The organism is Alteromonas sp. ABH4_453 (assembly GCF_056160665.1).
The window spans coordinates 44,316-62,102 of the sequence record NZ_JBSWXP010000004.1 but is presented as its reverse complement, the minus strand read 5'-3'; the positions used below and the strand labels follow the sequence as shown (position 1 = coordinate 62,102).

Below are 17,787 nucleotides of genomic sequence, written 5' to 3'. Positions count from 1 at the left end.
AAGGTTAAACATTCAAGAGCGACTGTGAAGCAACGAGTACATAATGGCGAACCCAAGTTTTGTTTATAACCCACCGATGACACCTTATCTTGATATTTTGTATCAAGATGAGGACATGGTGGTTGCGCATAAACCTAGCGGGCTATTGAGCGTTCCGGGCAAAGCATTAGAACACCGCGACTCGCTGATCAGCCGGGTGAACCGTGTTTATCCCACCGCCACAGTAGTACATCGCTTAGACATGGCGACTTCGGGTATTTTGGTGCTGGCGCTCAATAAAGACAGCCATCGCCATATCTCGAAACAGTTTGAACTTCGGCAAACTAAAAAACGTTACTTCGCCCTAGTTCATGGGCATGTAGAACAAGACAGCGGAGAGGTTAATTTACCCCTTATTTGCGACTGGCCGAACAGACCGAAGCAAATGGTAGATTTCGAGCGCGGTAAAAAAGCCGTAACGCACTTTGACGTCATTGAGTGCACACTGGATGAAGAAGAGCGACCCTATTCTCTTGTTGCCCTCTATCCCATTACCGGTCGTTCTCACCAACTGCGCGTGCATATGCTTGCTCTAGGTCACCCTATTTTAGGGGATAGACTCTATGCCCATGAAGAGGCGCTATCCATGGCAGCCCGCTTACAGCTTCATGCTGAAAGCTTGAGTCTTTTGCACCCGACACTTGGGCATTGGCTGCACTTTCAAACTACTATCCCTTTTAGCCAGTATCGTCCCAACCCGCTTGCTGAAAATGTCGAGTAACACTTTCGCGTTACGCCGCTTTACCAACCGACCTCATTATAGTTTTAAAGCGCATTGCCGATAACCTTATTAGAACGATTTGGTTGATGAATTGATTTGATACTGACTGCTCTGTCCGTATCAAGGTAATAGGTAAAGGCAAACCACATTATATGAAAAGGCACGCTCTCCTTATAACCTTGGCAGTTATGATTTCACTATTGCCTTTAAAGGCTTACTGCAACTTTTTTACGGATGTAAAAAATGCTTATCTGCCAGGCGAAGTACACGCGCTTATGGTTGGCGAAATGGAAGTGCCACTTATTGAAGTTGAGGCGAAAACACCTCTCCCCTTGGGGGTTGCCATTGTGCTCACAGAGCCTTTTCCATCGAGCCTTACCCTCGCACAAGGAAACCGCTTAGCAAATATGCTTGCAGAGAAAGGCTGGAATGTCGTTATAAGCCCTTTCAACATGCCCATAAGCTCGACCACCGTCAAACCCAATGGTGAACAAGACAGCGAAATATTGACAGAAGGAGCCTCGCCATTAACTGATACAGCGCAAGTCATTCACCCTAGAAGTAACCAACTGACGCAGTACCTCAACTTTGAATCGACGACGACTGCACTAACGCTGCAAATCAGTGCTTTAGATAATTATTTACAAGATAGATCAGGATATCGCATGGTGATCGCACAGGGGATGCTTGCTACCGCTTACCTGTCTTCCATAGAGACAATACCTAGCTTACAGCCTGACACTTTTGTTGCCATTTCGCCGTTTTGGCCAGAGGAAAATACAAACAACTTAGTCATTGACACTATAGCGAAAGCGAGCTTTCCAGTGCTCGACCTATCCCTCAGCAACTTTAATGACTGGGAGACTAGCACAGCAATGAAAAGGAAAGTTAGAGCAAAAAATGAACTTAAATTGCACTACAGGCAAGTTACAATTCCAAATAATTCTTTAACCTTTAGTATAAAAAAAATTGAAAAAACACCTAACATTCAAATGGTTGCAAATAGCACTGTAGGCTGGACACGGCATCTAGGCTGGTAATTACGTCATCTTGAGATTACGCTAAATTAGTACCCAAAACAGTTACCTACCCGCAACAGAGCGAACAGTGGGTCAATACTGTCAATGGTAATCATGTAATGAACTATACTAATTTAAGCAAACAAAGATGGTTGAGTTACTCGTGGATGTTCAGAATTTTGTAGATAACAAAGCGAAACAGCTGTGTTTCTATTTGAGAGCATTTTGGCAAGGAGAGCTTCCGGTCGAGGAGATCGAGCTATTCTTTTGGGATAGCATGGAAGAATGGGGTCAAATTGAATGCACGCTAACACAGCCTTACACACAGAAAGAACGTGTATTTTGGCATTTGCTTCACCAAGTGCATTACTGGAATGAAGAAAAATTGACGAAAGACCAGTTTCTTGTTGATGAGCTTACTAATTGCGTCAATTTTCTTGAAGGCCTAGGGCACTGTCCTCTAGACTGCGTGGGTATCCGCCCTTAAATCTCTCTTACTTAACCGCGGTAATTATACCAATCCGCCTTCACAGTTTTATTGCTAAACACCGTGGTTCATGGCTCAATACACTTTTGAGTCAACGCCGAAGGTCGAAGTATTGCTAACTGCATTAAAAACGTTCAATGACAAACGTTACCTAACCATTTTTCTTTTTGGCATTTCCAGTGGCTTTCCTTGGATCATGATTGGGTCGGTATTATCAGCATGGTTAAAGGATGAAGGGTTATCGCGTTCGGCTATTGGTTTGTTTGGCATTATCTTTGCCACTTACTCATTTAATTTTTTATGGTCTCCTCTTGTCGACAAGCTCAAGCCCCCACTATTAGGTCAGCGACGAGGCTGGATTTTTTTGATGCAAAGCTGTGTTGTTTTGCTCTGTTTGACCATGTCACAACTTAACACTGACCATGATTTATTTTACGTTGCATTAATCGGCTTATTGATTGCCATTGCTTCTGCTACACAGGATATTGCTATTGATGGCTTTCGGATTGACTGTATTGAACAAGATGATAAAGACGGTATGTCAGCCGCCTCATCGATGGCGACCGCCGGTTGGTGGACAGGATACGGTGGCCTTGGTGCTATACCCTTTTTTTTAGCAGATCTAACGTCTTGGTCATGGCCAAACATATACCTATTACTGGGTGCTATCATGGCGTTATTGGCCTGTGCGACTTGCTTTGCCAATGAGCCCAATGTAGACAGAGAGGCCCTGCTTGGCCGCATAACGAATACCCACGAAAATAAGTCAGCGGTGCTCAATTGGTTAAGAACAACGCTCATTACGCCATTTTCTGAGTTCTTTAGTCGAAATGGCATCAAGCTGGCAGCTTCATTTTTATTATTCATTTTCCTTTTCAAAATTGGTGAGGCTTTTTTAGGCCGTATGAGCATTGTGTTCTACAAAGAGGTCGGATTTTCAAATACCGATATTGCTACTTATTCAAAGCTTCTTAACTGGTGGGTGACGATCGTCTTTTCACTACTAGGTGGGCTAGTTAATATCCGTTATGGTATTTATCGAGGGCTGATGATTGCGGGTGTTGCTATGGCGGCTTCAAACCTTCTGTTTGCGCTCATTGCACAAACGGGGCCTTCTACATCACTGTTAGCCATAACTGTCATTGTAGACGGTTTTACAGGAGCATGGAGCACGGTAGCTATGGTCGCCTTTATATCGCTTCTATGTAATCGTGCTTTTAGCGCCACTCAATATGCCCTTATGGCCTCGCTCAGCGTTGCGGGAAGGACGTTAGTCGCCTCTAGCAGTGGCTTGGTTGTGGATAGCCTGAGCGGAAACTGGAGTGTATTTTTTATTTTAACGGCGGTTATGGTAATACCAAGCCTTTGCTTCTTACACGCTATTAGACATCACATTAAACGCGTTGAAACGTCATAGTTAAACGGTTCTATTCTTTTTTTACTTCCAATTAATTTGACGACATTTCCTTGCAAGTTAGCTTTAGTTGCCTACCTTTATAAAAGGCAACTAACACTAACTTGCAAGGAAGAAAGTTGAGTCCAAACGATGCTACTAAGCTACAGCGGAAGACATTGAGCAACGCCACAGTATTTACTTTTTCTAAAGTGAATGCGACGGCATTGTTGTTTGGCATCGTTATTATTTCAATCTTGCTGGTATTAATGAGCAAGCAACAGTCTTTTATTACCAAGCTCAATCAACAAAGCGAGCTCCGGGACGGGCTGCTTACCTCTGAGCATAGAATTCACCAACTCTACACTCATGATCAAGACGCTAACCGCATCCGCACTGCTTTAGAGTATGAGTTACAAATTGCTTTTCAAGGGTTGCGGCAACATATACAGAAAGAAAGTGGCGTTTACGTGGCGCTTTCTGCCCTTTCTGACACTGCGTTTAGGGAAGCAACGACCAGCCTAGGAAACACTTCGGCGAAAGAAACAGCAAAAACAACGCTGGTACTGCTTCACACGCTTATTCAACTCCCACACACAGAGCAAGTTCGCTATATTAAAAAAGATGGCTTTAGCCTGCTTCCGCTTTTAAAAGCCTTACAAGCAGAAGAAAACGCCCTGTTGAACCGTATTCAGTCACAGCAACACAAAATATTGCTTACCACACTATTGAGCGTGATTATTTTGGTGCTTTGGTACTTTTTTGTATGGCTCTTTTACAAAGGCTCAGTCAAAAGACCATTGCGAAAACTACATAAATCAAAACTGAGACTGGCAATCGCAGATGATGAGACGGATTTGCAAAATAAAGAGTTTTTGAAACTTATCAGCCATGAATTTAGGGCCCCCATTAGCGCCATCATTAGTGCCTTGGAGCTAATTCCTAATTTGGAAGGGCAGCGCACTCGATTGATTCAGCAAGCTGAGCAATCCAGCTACCGGTTACTAAATTTAACAAACAATCTTACTGATATACTCAATAACCACGTAGAGGATGACCTTCAGCTTTCGAATGTAGATTTAATCGGTCTGTTAGACGAGTGTATTTCACCGTTTTCGGTTAGAGTTAAAGACAAAAAGCTTGAATTCAACATGCATTGCAGTCATAGCGTACCTAGCTATGCTGAAACCGACCCTATAACTCTTTCTAAAGTCGTTACGAATATTCTCGATAACGCCGTAAAGTTTACTTCTACAGGGCTTATTGATGTAACCATCACAACCTTAGTAAAAAATAAACGAATATTCTTAGTAATCACCGTTAATGACACCGGCATTGGCATTGATGATAATACGCAGGAGCATATGTTCGAGCGCTTTTACCGAGGGGAACATTCGCAAAGTCAGCGCTACCCAGGTGCAGGAATTGGCTTATCAGTAGCCAAGCGCAGTATTGATAGACTTGGCGGTACTCTTCAGGTTAATAGTACTGTCGGCGTCGGTTCGGAATTTAAAATATCACTGCCTATTAAGCCCCTAGAAGATTCACCATCGGTGTCATCTAACCCTTCAAATGCCAAATTCGCGGTTGTCGACGATTTAGAAATATCAAGGCTTCACCTTCAGTCCATTATTACCAAAGAAGGGTATAGCGTAAGAACATTTTCGTCTGGCGCCAACCTTTTGAACCTTCACGAAGAACTGCTTCAATTCTCGGGCATTATTGCCGATTTATATATGCCTGGGATGAATGGACTTGAACTGGTGAAAACACTACGCGCCATCTACGGAGAGCGAGTGCCACCGGTCATCGTATTATCGGCAACACCGGATATTGCAAATATAATCGCCAACAGCGAGCTCCCCATATACCAGAGCTTTGTAAAACCCATCGATAGAAACCGGTTTGTCGACGCCATTCATCAATTAACAGCAAGCAACGCTAAAATTATCAAAGATTTAGCCAAAGCCAACGTTTTGGTTGTTGAAGATGAACCGATTAATGCAGAAATGGTAGAGTACATGCTACAGAGTATGGGGCACAATGTGACCGTGAGCTACACCGGAGACGACGCCATTAGCCGGACTAACGAAACCACCTTTGACTGCGTGTTGCTCGACATTAACCTGCCAGATATTAACGGCTTAGAAGTAGCAAAAATTATGAAAGAAGGGCACCCTAACCTTCCTATCATTGCGCTTACCGCTAACGCCCACAGAAATGACAAAGAGGCTTCCCTACAAGCGGGCATTCGCTATCACCTAGTAAAGCCAGTCACTTTTCAAGAGCTCAGAAACACCCTACGCCTTGCATTAACGTAGAAGGCCCCTAAGCTTAAGCGTAAATGCAGTACTGGTTTCGGCCACCCTCTTTGGCTTTATAAAGGGCTTGGTCAGCACACTCCAGCCATGCCATTGCACCTTTAAAATCGGGCGAGAATTGCGCCAAGCCAAGACTAACGGTAAAAGTTATCGACTCACCATCGTGATCAACCACCAAACGCTGTGCCAGCTGTCGAATTCGCTCTGCTACCGCTTGAGCATCTTCAACAGATGAATCGTTAAGAATAATGGCAAACTCCTCACCGCCATAGCGCCCCGCTAGGTCAGTCTCACGCACACAACGCTTGATCAAAGCGGCAAGCATTTTTATCACCTTGTCGCCTGCCTGGTGACCGTAGGTATCATTAATGCGCTTAAAGTGGTCGATATCCAGCATAAGGGCAGTGCTAGGCTTTTCTCGCCGAACACACAATTTGTGCATTTCATCGAAGCGTTCTTGCCAATAACGGCGGTTAAATAACCCTGTTAAACCATCCACTCGGCTTGCGGTTTTCAATTCTTCGTTTAGATGTTCCATGCCAAGCTTACCAAGCGCCTGTTCAGTTACATCGTAAACTAACATACAGAACCGCTCTACATGGCCACTCTGATCCACAATTGGGAACATTGTCACGTTTTGGTACATAAAATCAGCAGCGCAAGTTACCGGGCGGTTACAATCGAATTTAAATAAATAAGGTCGCTGCTCCCAAATGATAAACACTGGGCTTTTTAAATTAAATACAGGGTCAACTTTGGTTCTAAGCCACCTTTCTTCTATTTCAGGAAAGTGGGTGAACAAGCGGTCTCCAATAATAGATTCAGCTTTCTTGGCACCATGGTTCTCTAGAAATTTGTTCCATACTTGCACGTTGAAATTGCGATCTAGTACTGCGATCCCAACTTCGATTGAATCAAGTAACTCAGCAGGTACGTATGATGAGTCAATAAGCGCACCAGCATTGCTCATATCAGTTGAAACATTCATAGGCTTTCCTGGTCCTGTGTTACTGCGCCGTCATCGAACAATCTGGCGTAAATGTGATTCATTGCATCACCAGGAAACAGCAGTAATAGGTCAAAAGCGATATCCTTTGATTTGATCGCGTAGCCAATTTCAATGGCCATCAACTTTCCCCAGCGCTGCACATTATCGCTCAATAGGGTTGATAACCCTTGATGCTGCCCTAGCAAAACAGGATGCGTATGGCTGAAGGCAACACTAAGCTGCTCTGACAAACCGTTCAAACAAGCGCCTATGAGAATGTTTGAAACATCCATTAGTGCCTCAAGAGCGAGCTTATCTGAAGATGCAGATGGGGGATATTTTAATAACTCCACAATATTCTGTGAGTTAGTATCATTAAAGATAACCAGAGCCTCACCGCTTATCCCTTCGCTAATAAACCCTTTCGAAACCGCTGAAACACTGTCGCTACGATTAATCTCAGCAATTGCCATGGACAGTTCATTGCTTTCAATTAAGTTTACGTTTGGTATGGGTAAGTCAATAAACTCGCCTAGCAACGCAGCAAGATTTTCTCCAGCACGTCCCATGGCTATATTCACCATTTCACGGCATGCGTCTAATTGATCTTCTTTACTTGTTTGACCATTGGGTTGAGCTTTACCCGGCTCATTCTGGACTTTTTGCAACCGCGTACCAGAAGAGTGTTTCTCCCCGCTGTAAATACCATAAGAGGCTAAGATGTGAATAAGCTTTTCGTTATCAATAGGCTTTCGAATGAAATCCAAAGCCCCAAGGGCAAGCATTTTTTCTCGCGCTTGTGATTGGACATCTCCAGAGACCACTACCACTAAACACGGTAGGTCCTGCTGACGGATAGCCTCCATGGTTTGGTAACCGTCCATTACCGGCATGTTTAAATCGAGGAACACCACATCGCCTTTGCCTTCGCGAACAAGCGCGAGGGCTTGCTCACCATTCTCGGCAAACGAAATATCCACGTCCCAGCCATCAGGTAAACTGCGCGCCATCTGACGCCTTGCGAAACCTGAGTCGTCGCATATTAATATAGGAGTACTCATGGTAACTCCTTATATGGCAACAGGGGCTTTAATGTGTGGATGTGACTGGTAATTTTTAAGCGTAAAGTCGTCGAAGGAAAATCCGAAGATATCTTTCACCTCAGGATTAATTTCCATCGTTGGACGGGCAAACGGTTCACGACTAAGCTGAAGTTCTACCTGTTCAAGGTGATTTGAATACAAGTGCGCGTCACCTAAAGTATGGATGAAATCACCTGGCTCTAGGTCACATACTTGTGCAATCATCATGGTAAGCAGTGCGTAGCTTGCAATGTTAAACGGAACGCCAAGAAAGATATCACCGCTACGCTGGTAAAGCTGGCAGCTTAGCTTTCCTTCTAAAACGTAAAACTGGAAAAGCGTATGGCATGGAGGAAGCGCCTGCTTGCCCATTGCCGCATTTTCTTTAGGTGAATAGCTAGTATCAGGCAGTACCGCAGGGTTCCAGCCGCTAACGATGAGACGACGTGAATCAGGGTTATTTTTAATTTGCTCTACCACTTCGGCAATTTGGTCAACCGAGGTACCGTCACCGCGATCCCAACTTCGCCACTGATGACCATAAACCGGACCAAGCTCGCCTTCATCGGTAGCCCATTCATCCCAAATTTTTACGCCATGTTCTTTTAAATAGGCAATATTTGTTTCGCCTTTTAAGAACCAAAGTAGTTCGTGAATAATTGATTTTAAGTGACATTTCTTTGTTGTCACCAAAGGGAAACCTTCCTGTAAATTAAACCGCATCTGATAGCCGAATACACTTAATGTACCTGTACCAGTTCGATCTTCCTTTTTCACACCCGTATCACGTACATGGCGCATTAATGCGAGATATTCTTTCATCGTTATTCTTATATTTTTTGTTGTTCAACACGGTCTTTTCCGCGCATATAAGCGCGGACTATTAATCCTATTCCTAAAGCTATCATAGGTAAACAAAGAAGTTGCCCCTGGCTTAGGCCCATTTGATATAAGCCAATATGTGCGTCGGGTTCTCTGAAATACTCAACGATAAATCGGAAGCTTCCATAGCCAAGTAAGAACAAGCCACTGACTGCCCCTACCGGGCGCTTCTTGGCAGAATAAAGCCATAGGATAATAAAGAGCAACACGCCCTCAAGAGCAAATTCGTATAGCTGAGACGGGTGACGAGGAACATGACCAGCGTTAGGGAAAATGACGGCCCAAGGTACGTCCGTGGTGCGTCCCCAAAGCTCGGCATTCAGAAAATTGCCAATTCTGCCTGCACCTAAGCCAATGGGCACCAGTGGTGCAACGAAATCCCCTAAACGAAGGAAGGTGGTATTCATACACTTCGCGCGCCAAAACAGGGCTACTAATACCCCTAACAAGCCTCCATGGAAAGACATCCCACCTGCCCAAATTTTAAACAGATACAAAGGATCATCTAAGAACATGCCAAACTGGTAGAAAAGCACATAGCCTATGCGGCCGCCCAAAATCACGCCAACAAAGCTCCAAAAAAGCAGATCGCTTAGCTGCTCACGGCTCCAGTTAGTCTGTGAAAGACGCTTTTGTGCCAGCAAGTATGCGGCAATAAAACCCACCAAATACATTAAGCCGTACCAGCGGACACTTAACGGACCGACACTGAAGATAACGGGGTCGATACTGGGAAATACCAGATAACTGCTCTGTTCCATTATTTTATTCAATTCCTAAAATCATTCTAATACTTACTAAAACAAGTAAGCATGCCAACATCGCTTTCAACACGCGTACATTTACTCGCTGTCCAAGCTTAGCCCCTATGTTTGCGGTAAACATAGAGGTTGCAACAATACCAGCTGTCGCAGGCAGATAAACATAACCCATACTGTATTCTGGTACATCTATCTCACCCCACCCAGCGATAACAAAACTGGTGGTACCAAAAACGGCAATAACCAGCCCGCAAAAAGCGGCGCAACCTATAGCCGCGCGTACATTAACACGAAACCACACTAAAGCGGGTACAAGTAATGCGCCACCGCCAATTCCCATTAGCGCACTTAGCATGCCTGCTCCGCCACCAACAGCGGCTAACGAACCTTTGGACGCTTCATTTTCAGATGCTTTTTGTTTACCAAAAATCATCTGTAGGGCTATCAAGATAACTAGTACAGCGAACACATCTTTGAGCAATTCGCCCGAGATATGACTTGCCACCTGGGCACCGGCAATTGCGCCAAATGCAATCCCTAACCCTGTATAAAGCACAATATGACGCTGAATATTACCCAGTTTGTAATGCGCTAAAGCCGACGACATGCCAGTGAAAATAATGGTCGATAGAGAAGTGGCGATAGCGACAGGCATAACTGTTTCGGTAGTCATGCCCAGAAAATGAATCAGTAAGTATGATAGCGCAGGTACGATAATTAAACCGCCCCCAATACCTAACATACCCGCCAGCATTCCAACCACAGCGCCCAACATCAAACAGCTAACAATAATTACTACAAATGGGTCCACTTTTTAAGCACCTGCTCGGATAAGGCCTCCTAGGCCCTTAGTTTCAAGATATTGATTCAAGTGCACAAAAACTTCTTCTTGGCTTACAGAGGTGAGTGCCAATGATAGTAGCTGTTTGCATTCATCCAGCGTGACTTTTCTAATAAGCCAGTTTATTTTTCTTAAGTTAAAGCCGTTCATGCTTAATCGGCGATAGCCCATGCCCATCAACAATAAAGCGCCAGCAGGCTCACCCGCAATTTCACCGCAAATAGTCACTGGCACTTGGCTTTGATTGGCTTTTTGAACTACATCGTAAAGCGCCCCTAAAACGGCAGGATGATAGCTATTATAAAGCCCTGCCACTCGCGTGTTATTTCTATCCACCGCCAATAGATATTGGGTTAAGTCATTACTGCCCACTGAAAAGAAATCGACGTGCTTGGCCAATTGAGGTAGCTGATAAAGTACCGACGGCACTTCAAGCATAATACCCAGTTTTGGCTTAATCAGGCTTTGTCCAGACTCTGCAATCTCGTCAGATATCTCATAAAACGCCTGATTAATAAGGCGCTTAGATTCCTGTACTTCAGATACCGTAGATATCATAGGCAGCATAATCTGAAGGTTGCTTAGCCCTACGCTTGCCCGAAGCATAGCGCGAACCTGAACCAAGAATATTTCTGGATGGTCAAGTGTAAGACGTATGCCACGCCACCCTAAAAACGGGTTTTCTTCATTAATTGGGAAATAAGGCAGTGGTTTATCGCCCCCCACATCGAGTGTACGCATGGTGATGGGTAACGAAGGTGCCGCTTCAAGCACTTGACGGTACAACAGTACTTGCTCTTGCTCTGATGGAAAACGCTCGCGCAGCATGAACGGAATTTCTGTGCGATACAATCCAACGCCAGCTCCAATTTGTTCAGCGTTAAGTTCCACTTCAGCAGAAAGGCCTGCGTTGATAAATAGTGACATTTTACAGCCATCTATGCTCTCGCAAGGTTTATCAGCCTCAGCGTCGATTTTATCCGCAATCGCTGACTCTTCTTCAATAAGCTGAATAAATTCGGTCTTAATGTTACGTTCTGGCGAAATAATGACTTCGCCCGAATAACCATCAAGCAGAATCTCTTTATCTTCAAGTAGCGCTGGGGTGACATTTTGACAGCCCATTACGGCGGGTACGCCCATGGCCCTTGCCAAGATTGCTGCATGAGAGTTATTCGAGCCACGAATGGAGATAATGCCTTTGAGCTTATCTCGCGGAAACTCAGCAAGCATGGGGGCTGACACTTCATCAGCGACTAAAATACTGGCCTCAGTAATAACCTGCTCAGAAACTTTTTGTCCATTCGCCTCATACAAAATATTGGCTAGGATACGGTCTGATAAATCGACAATGTCAATAGCACGCTCTTGCATGTAAGGGTCTTCCATTGCCTGAAAGCGCGCGGCATAGCTTTCTACAACCATTTTCAACGACGATGCAGCATCCCAACCTTGGCGAATTTTTTCTTCTACTTCGCGCCCAAGACTATTGGCATCTAATAGGTGATGGTACAGCTGGAAAATGGATTTAACGTCATCGGGGATTCCGTCATCCAATCGCTGAGACAGGGCGTCAACATGCCCCCTTGTTACCTCAACACCTTTGCGGTAAAGCTGAATTTGATCTTGCGGCGACTGTGTGCGTTTTACTACCCAGTTTTTGAGGTTAATAGACTTATCGGGGGAGACCCCTTTACCTATAGCCAAACCCGGTGAGCCAGCGATACCACGCACATTTTTTTGCCGAGCAATGTTGTCGGTGGAGTTTGATAACGTCAATGCGCCGCGTATGTCAGCATTAGTGATCTCTAACGCAAGCTGTGCAGCAAGGGTAACTAAAAACGCCTCTTCATCTTCGCTAAAGCGTCGCATCTGAGATTGCTGAAGTGTGATAACACCTAATACACGCCTTTGGTTGATAATGGGCGTACCTAAGAAAGCATTATACTTTTCTTCTTTTACTTCGGGATAGTGTTTGAATCTAGGGTGGTTGTGCGCGTTTACGATATTAAGCGGTTCTTCACGTTGACCAACTAAACCGATAAGCCCCTCCGAAAAACCGATACGAACTTGTTCTACTGCATCGGGATGAAGGCCGTCGGTGGCTTTAAGAATGAATTCTTGCGCGTCGTAATCGGCAAGGTAAATAGAACAGGAGTCAACGCTAAGGGTTTGCTTTACACCTGTAGCCAGCTTAAACAAAGCGGTATCAAGTGCAGGAATTTGATTCATTTCCTGCACGATACGTTTTAATGTCGTTAACATTGCGCCTTGCTGGCTCTGAGGGCTCACTGGCTTATCCTTAAGTAATCACAGTTTGCTCGTCGTTTAGTGTTGCACATCGCCACCTTTGACACCTTTAACATCTCTGCTACCTTACAAACTTTTCCAATTAGCGGCTTAACCGCGCCTGCGCTTTTTACCACGCTTGTGCGGGGCTGCATTTGGGCGCTGCTGAGGTCGATGTTGCACAGACATAACTACCGGCGAGAACTCTTTCATAACTCGTCTGTATACATCTCGTTTAAACGATACAACATTTCTAATGGGATACCAGTAGCTTACCCACCTCCAGTCATCAAATTCAGGATGGCCTGTTTTTAGCACATTAACGTCGCGCTCGTTGCAATCTAGCTGCAACAAGAACCACTTTTGTTTTTGCCCTATACAAACAGGGTTGCTGCCTTGTCGAATTAATCGCTTTGGTAGCTTATATCTAAGCCAGTTACGGGTAACACTTAAAATGGTGACATCTTTCGGTGTCAGCCCTACTTCTTCGTGAAGCTCGCGGTACATAGCTTGTTCAGCAGATTCCCCTTCATCAATTCCGCCTTGAGGGAACTGCCATGAATGTTGACCATAACGTCTTGCCCAAAATATTTGACCCATTTTGTTGCAAATCACTATGCCCACATTCGCACGGAATCCATCGGCATCTATCACATAGACTCCCGGGCACACTATACTTGTATATGTTTTCATTCTTCCACAAACTATGCTCCAATCATAGTCTTAATGTTCGCCTTCGCTTTCAAACAGGAAATTAACCACCTTTATGCAACCTCCTTCATCGCCTCCATCTTCGCCAAACAGTCTTTTGGCACGATGTCACGCCATTGCAGGTTTAACCTTAGGAGAACTGGCGGACATGGCCAATGTTGCCATCCCTGCCAATTTACAACGCCACAAAGGGTGGCCAGGCATGCTTATTGAAAAATGGCTTGGCGCAAGCGCAGGTTCAAAGCCACAGCAGGACTTCCCCGAGTTAGGCATAGAACTTAAAACCATCCCAATCGATGCTAACTTTTCACCATTAGAAACCACGTATGTTTGTTTTGCGCCGCTTTTAATGGCGCCGGGGATTACGTGGGAAACCTCAAATGTTCGGAACAAGCTACAGCAAGTACTATGGTTACCCATAGAAGGCGACAGAGCCATTCCGTTAGCACACAGGCGTGTGGCGACCGGGTTTTATTGGCGTCCAAATGAGGATGAAAACGCAATTCTCAGAAACGATTGGGAAGAATTGGTAGAACAAATCGCTACGGGACAGGTGGAATTTATTACCTCTCGACAAGGTGAAGCACTTCATGTTCGCCCCAAAGCGGCTAATGGCAAAGTGCTTACCGATGCATTAGGACCAGAGGGCCAACGTATTAAAACTCGTCCTAGAGGCTTTTATTTGCGCAAAACCTTCACCCATCAAATACTGCGCAATGCATTTGGTGGGTGAAGGTTGATGAATCATGTTGGTAGTTCACAGGCGTAAGCACCCGGTAAAACATCTCTGTTATTTTTAAGAGCGAGAATTTAAGTGCTTGACCAAATACTCACTCAAAAACTTTTCTGAATTTATGCCCATGCGTTTTGCCACGGCTTCAAGCTTAGCGTCACTGCGAAGCAGTACGTTTTTTGCGTATTCCAATCGGTAGTGAAAAATAAACCGCCTAAAGTTCTTCTTGTCAGTAAGCTGCAAAGCTATGGCCAGCGATGTGGAGTCAATATCAGCGCCTTGGCAAAAATCATCAAGCGTAAGGAAACGGGTTTTGTAAGCTTTCGATTCAATGGTATAGCGCTCAGCTTTAGAAATTATACTGCTTATTTCGTAAGGCGTCGCCTTACCTTCATCTAGTCGTTCGTAGTCAAGGGGTGATGGTGCAGTGCGGCGAATAAAGGTTAATGAAAACAGAACGACCAACAGCGCACAGCCAATCATTAAATGATGCAAGCTTTCCCAGAAGGAAACGGGGAAAAAGCCAAATGTCGCGGCGGTAACAAGTAGAATACTCATGAAGGCTACACCAACCATGCTTCCCATTACACCGGCAAGCCTAGGCATTTTTAAGTTTTTAATGTCTACGGCCTGCTCAGGCAAATGCCTGTGATACATTTGAATATGCTCGGTGATAAGAATGCCAATCAGCAATACGCTGAAACCGGTTAACAGTGAGGCAAAATAAGCAGGCCATAGCAACAAAGGCTCGCCAGTCGGTGAAGCTGAAAGCCATTGTTGTTTATCATCTACTGGAATAAGCAAAACGGTACACTGAAAACACGCCGTCACCACTGTAGGCCACCACAATCGTTTTCTTGCGGTGGGGTGCGCGAGTAACATAGGTTTTATGGCACGATAACAACAGGTTATAGCAACAACAGCAAACACATCTGACAAACCATACAAAGCTGCCAATGACGTCGCATGTGCTATTCGCAACCATTCATCCAGCATAAAAATAGGCCAGCAAATAAACGCCCCTACTAGCCAACGCATACTGCCTAAATTAAATTTCTGAACAAACAGGCGCGCAAAACAGAACAAGTAGACGGCCAATAAAGAATAAAGAAAGTAGTCATAGTAGTTTGAAGTCATTAACACCCTTCTTCCTTGAAATAAAATTTGCTAACGCAATACGCATCTAGTGACATGGCTTACCAATAGATTTCACGTTGCATAGCCACAGTGCGTGTTCGCTCCATAATTCTAATGAGCGTGCTGAGTTTTTCTGCTGTCCATTTGCGCACCTCATCGTGAGAATCAACTTCCGCATCGTCTATTGATTGCTTCAGCATAAGCAATGCGTTTAATTCATCAATGCCGGTAAGTAAGTCTAACCAAGGCGCACGAAAGTTACCTCGCTCTTCAACAAACAGGTCACCAAGTAAAAAACCACTCCACAGGGTTTGTCTTAGCATTATTTCCACTGCACTGTAATTAGCTGGCCCCATGGTTTTACTGAGGGGCATACTCTGCTGCACGGTTTGCCACCCTTGCGATAACCATCCTTTTGCATGGTCAAGTACAGGGTGATCAAATCCCGTAGCTACCTTTTGCCAAGGCTTGTTCTGAATAAGGCTTATGGCGTGGAGTTTAATGTCTGTAGCGTCGTTATCGAAAAACAGCTTTTCGGGCTCATGAGCCTGCATTAAGCCTGTTTGTCGTCCTTGCAGGTAACTTACAACCGCATGATGTTTGCTGAGTGTTTTGTTAAACATGCTCTTTTTGGAGAGCAGGTAACGTAAACTTTGTAAGTCGTCTTGCCAGCCCCACTTTTGCGCATGGGTGACCAGTTTTTTATGCAGGGCTAGTAGCTCAGGGCACTGCAGAACCGGCAAGTAAAGCGACACACTTTGAAGTAACAAGCGTACACTCTTGGCGACTTCTGCGAGCATTTTTATTGAGCCACTTTCGCAAAACACATGCTCGTGGTGCTGCCAATGCGCTAATGCAGTTTGAACCGCGTGGCTAAATGCTTCTTCCGTGGTGGTTGTGTCTTCAAGCGCAAGGAAATCCGGCAGGTGTCGAACTTTAGCGTTAAAGCCGTGCAGTAATTGATATCCCTGCGCCGCTTTTGACACATCACTAAGGCGTACCGGCATGTTGTCGTTTATTAGCACAGCCAACGTAAACAAACTGTTGATATTACCTGACATCAACTCAAGCTCTATTTCGTTGATTGGGGAGCTGGCTTTTTCTGTACTTACTTCGCCACAGTCCAAAACAATCTCAACCACACTTTCACCCACACTAACCACATAGGCATTTCGAGTAAAGTGAGTGCTAAACTGTTTAGATAGCCGCGTGTTTTTTGCCGCCACATCCCAATCCTGGGGCCAAGCGCTGGCTTCAAATAGCGTTAGATCGGGCCTTGAATTATCAAGGCTCACATTGTATTCCATGCGTTTGTGAAGACCACCGCTGACCACGCCATTAGTCTTTAGCGTCTGTTCGTATTCACCATTGTTACCTCGAACACGAAAGCCCATTTTATTGTTTTGAAAATCGAGCTTATCTGTATCGTAATAGTCATTCTCAAGGCGCATTTCACGATGAGAGTTAACCTGGATATTGTGTTTTTCAAAAAGAGGGAGTACACGTTGGGTAAACGCCTGGTGAGCATTGTCACCCGTTACAAATTTTAATTCTATTTCTGACATGGTTGCGCTAAGCACAGCTTATGATGCTGACACCTTACCTTTGTCGCTCACTTTTCGCAATGTTGCTGCTGTTAAACAAGTCGCTTAAATTAGACAAAAATGGAACAAACTTGCCTTTATCGCGGTCAACCAATACCATCTTCACGTTTTAAATTCTAAAATTGGACTTCATATGATTCGAAAGTGGTTAGCAGCAGCCCTTATTGCATGCTCTTTTCAAGCATTTTCGCTACAAGATACCGCTGATTTAGAAGCGTCTTCTTCGCACTATATAAGAGATGACTTGTTTATCTTTATGCATACTGGACCTGGTCGTAACTATCGCATTCTGGGTTCAATTGAAGCTGGTACACCTATAACGGTGCTTTCCCGCGACAATGATGCTGAATTCACGCAAATTACCGACGATGAAGGACGTAAAGGCTGGGTTGAAAGTAAGTTTGTGTCTAATACTATGTCGCAAGCAGAGCAGTTGCCTATTGTTAGTGAGAAGCTTGCTGAGAGCCAAAGTGCTCTGCAAGCTGCACAATCAGAAAATGCCAAACTTCGTCAGCAGCTTAACGATGCTCGTCAAAAGGTGTCTAAACTTACCACTACAAACGACGAACAAGCATCTCAAATCATTCGCTTAACCGCCAAGGTTGAAAGCGCGAATAAAGATGAGCTTGTTACTTGGTTTACTCGCGGTGGCATAGTGGCAGGCGTGGGAATATTGCTTGGTGTAATGCTCACTTACCTTCCTAAGCGCAAACGTAGAAACAGCGAATGGATGTAGTGCTAGCATTTTTAAAAAGTGTCTAAGCAAACATAAACGCCGA

At 44.7% G+C, this 17,787-nt stretch carries 16 protein-coding genes; 7 read left to right on the top strand and 9 right to left on the bottom strand.

Going from position 1 to position 17,787, the window contains the following annotated elements:
- Positions 1 to 43: 43 nt before the first annotated feature.
- From rluA to ACXAGV_RS09035, 5 genes are all read left to right on the top strand, one after another.
- Positions 44 to 760 (top strand): bifunctional tRNA pseudouridine(32) synthase/23S rRNA pseudouridine(746) synthase RluA, encoded by a 717-nt coding sequence (gene rluA, locus ACXAGV_RS09055; protein ID WP_474872971.1) that lies wholly within the window; start codon positions 44 to 46, stop codon positions 758 to 760.
- A 152-nt stretch (positions 761 to 912) separates the two neighbouring features.
- Positions 913 to 1,800, top strand: coding sequence for a DUF3530 family protein (locus ACXAGV_RS09050; RefSeq protein WP_474872970.1), 888 nt, complete (start codon positions 913 to 915; stop codon positions 1,798 to 1,800).
- A gap of 142 nt (positions 1,801 to 1,942) precedes the next feature.
- Positions 1,943 to 2,266: a hypothetical protein gene (locus ACXAGV_RS09045; protein WP_474873248.1), complete on the top strand. Its 324-nt coding sequence runs from the start codon at positions 1,943 to 1,945 to the stop codon at positions 2,264 to 2,266.
- Positions 2,267 to 2,336: 70 nt separating this feature from the next.
- Complete coding sequence (locus ACXAGV_RS09040) at positions 2,337 to 3,683, top strand: AmpG family muropeptide MFS transporter (protein ID WP_474872969.1); 1,347 nt, start codon at positions 2,337 to 2,339, stop codon at positions 3,681 to 3,683.
- A 116-nt stretch (positions 3,684 to 3,799) separates the two neighbouring features.
- Positions 3,800 to 5,980: a response regulator gene (locus ACXAGV_RS09035; protein WP_474872968.1), complete on the top strand. Its 2,181-nt coding sequence runs from the start codon at positions 3,800 to 3,802 to the stop codon at positions 5,978 to 5,980.
- A 13-nt stretch (positions 5,981 to 5,993) separates the two neighbouring features.
- On the opposite strand, the gene ACXAGV_RS09030 is transcribed toward ACXAGV_RS09035, so the two are convergent.
- The 7 genes from ACXAGV_RS09030 to rppH all read right to left on the bottom strand — a co-directional run bounded on the left by ACXAGV_RS09030 (position 5,994) and on the right by rppH (position 13,477).
- Complete coding sequence (locus tag ACXAGV_RS09030) at positions 5,994 to 6,968, bottom strand: GGDEF domain-containing protein (protein ID WP_474872967.1); 975 nt, start codon at positions 6,966 to 6,968, stop codon at positions 5,994 to 5,996.
- Positions 6,965 to 8,029: a response regulator gene (locus ACXAGV_RS09025; RefSeq protein WP_474872966.1), complete on the bottom strand. Its 1,065-nt coding sequence runs from the start codon at positions 8,027 to 8,029 to the stop codon at positions 6,965 to 6,967. The genes ACXAGV_RS09030 and ACXAGV_RS09025 overlap by 4 nt, the downstream gene beginning before the upstream one ends.
- A 9-nt stretch (positions 8,030 to 8,038) precedes the next feature.
- The gene (locus tag ACXAGV_RS09020; RefSeq protein WP_474872965.1) at positions 8,039 to 8,872 is read right to left on the bottom strand and encodes a thymidylate synthase; all 834 of its coding nucleotides are present in this window, start codon (positions 8,870 to 8,872) and stop codon (positions 8,039 to 8,041) included.
- An 8-nt stretch (positions 8,873 to 8,880) separates the two neighbouring features.
- Entirely contained in the window at positions 8,881 to 9,693 is an 813-nt protein-coding gene (gene lgt, locus ACXAGV_RS09015; RefSeq protein ID WP_474872964.1) for a prolipoprotein diacylglyceryl transferase, read from the bottom strand.
- Between the two features lie 4 nt (positions 9,694 to 9,697).
- Entirely contained in the window at positions 9,698 to 10,504 is an 807-nt protein-coding gene (locus ACXAGV_RS09010) for a sulfite exporter TauE/SafE family protein (protein WP_474872963.1), read from the bottom strand.
- 3 nt (positions 10,505 to 10,507) lie between these two features.
- Complete coding sequence (ptsP, locus tag ACXAGV_RS09005; RefSeq protein ID WP_474873247.1) at positions 10,508 to 12,799, bottom strand: phosphoenolpyruvate--protein phosphotransferase; 2,292 nt, start codon at positions 12,797 to 12,799, stop codon at positions 10,508 to 10,510.
- 135 nt (positions 12,800 to 12,934) lie between these two features.
- Positions 12,935 to 13,477, bottom strand: a complete 543-nt coding sequence (gene rppH / locus ACXAGV_RS09000; RefSeq protein ID WP_474873246.1) for an RNA pyrophosphohydrolase — start codon at positions 13,475 to 13,477, stop codon at positions 12,935 to 12,937.
- Positions 13,478 to 13,589: 112 nt separating this feature from the next.
- On the opposite strand from rppH, the gene mutH reads away from it, so the two are divergent.
- Positions 13,590 to 14,267 carry a DNA mismatch repair endonuclease MutH gene (gene mutH / locus ACXAGV_RS08995; RefSeq protein ID WP_474872962.1) on the top strand — a complete coding sequence of 226 codons (678 nt, stop codon included), beginning with the start codon at positions 13,590 to 13,592 and terminating at the stop codon, positions 14,265 to 14,267.
- A 63-nt stretch (positions 14,268 to 14,330) separates the two neighbouring features.
- Here the strand turns inward: mutH and ACXAGV_RS08990 are convergent, their stop codons facing one another.
- On the bottom strand, positions 14,331 to 15,404 hold the full coding sequence (locus ACXAGV_RS08990) for a helix-turn-helix domain-containing protein (RefSeq protein WP_474872961.1): 1,074 nt from the start codon (positions 15,402 to 15,404) through the stop codon (positions 14,331 to 14,333).
- A 59-nt stretch (positions 15,405 to 15,463) separates the two neighbouring features.
- Positions 15,464 to 16,969, bottom strand: coding sequence for a CYTH domain-containing protein (locus ACXAGV_RS08985; protein ID WP_474872960.1), 1,506 nt, complete (start codon positions 16,967 to 16,969; stop codon positions 15,464 to 15,466).
- Positions 16,970 to 17,141: 172 nt separating this feature from the next.
- Here ACXAGV_RS08985 and ACXAGV_RS08980 point away from each other — a divergent pair, with 172 nt between their 5' ends.
- Positions 17,142 to 17,744, top strand: a complete 603-nt coding sequence (locus tag ACXAGV_RS08980) for a TIGR04211 family SH3 domain-containing protein (protein ID WP_474872959.1) — start codon at positions 17,142 to 17,144, stop codon at positions 17,742 to 17,744.
- Positions 17,745 to 17,787 lie beyond the last annotated feature (43 nt).

Coding starts and splice junctions, on each gene's coding strand:
- ACXAGV_RS08985 (WP_474872960.1), bottom strand. CDS start 16,969: ATGTCAGAAATAGAATTAAAATTTGTAACGGGTGACAATGCTCACCAG.
- mutH (WP_474872962.1), top strand. CDS start 13,590: ATGCAACCTCCTTCATCGCCTCCATCTTCGCCAAACAGTCTTTTGGCA.
- ACXAGV_RS09020 (WP_474872965.1), bottom strand. CDS start 8,872: ATGAAAGAATATCTCGCATTAATGCGCCATGTACGTGATACGGGTGTG.
- ACXAGV_RS09050 (WP_474872970.1), top strand. CDS start 913: ATGAAAAGGCACGCTCTCCTTATAACCTTGGCAGTTATGATTTCACTA.
- ACXAGV_RS09030 (WP_474872967.1), bottom strand. CDS start 6,968: ATGAATGTTTCAACTGATATGAGCAATGCTGGTGCGCTTATTGACTCA.
- ACXAGV_RS09040 (WP_474872969.1), top strand. CDS start 2,337: ATGGCTCAATACACTTTTGAGTCAACGCCGAAGGTCGAAGTATTGCTA.
- ptsP (WP_474873247.1), bottom strand. CDS start 12,799: ATGTTAACGACATTAAAACGTATCGTGCAGGAAATGAATCAAATTCCT.
- ACXAGV_RS08990 (WP_474872961.1), bottom strand. CDS start 15,404: ATGACTTCAAACTACTATGACTACTTTCTTTATTCTTTATTGGCCGTC.
- lgt (WP_474872964.1), bottom strand. CDS start 9,693: ATGGAACAGAGCAGTTATCTGGTATTTCCCAGTATCGACCCCGTTATC.
- rluA (WP_474872971.1), top strand. CDS start 44: ATGGCGAACCCAAGTTTTGTTTATAACCCACCGATGACACCTTATCTT.
- ACXAGV_RS08980 (WP_474872959.1), top strand. CDS start 17,142: ATGATTCGAAAGTGGTTAGCAGCAGCCCTTATTGCATGCTCTTTTCAA.
- ACXAGV_RS09025 (WP_474872966.1), bottom strand. CDS start 8,029: ATGAGTACTCCTATATTAATATGCGACGACTCAGGTTTCGCAAGGCGT.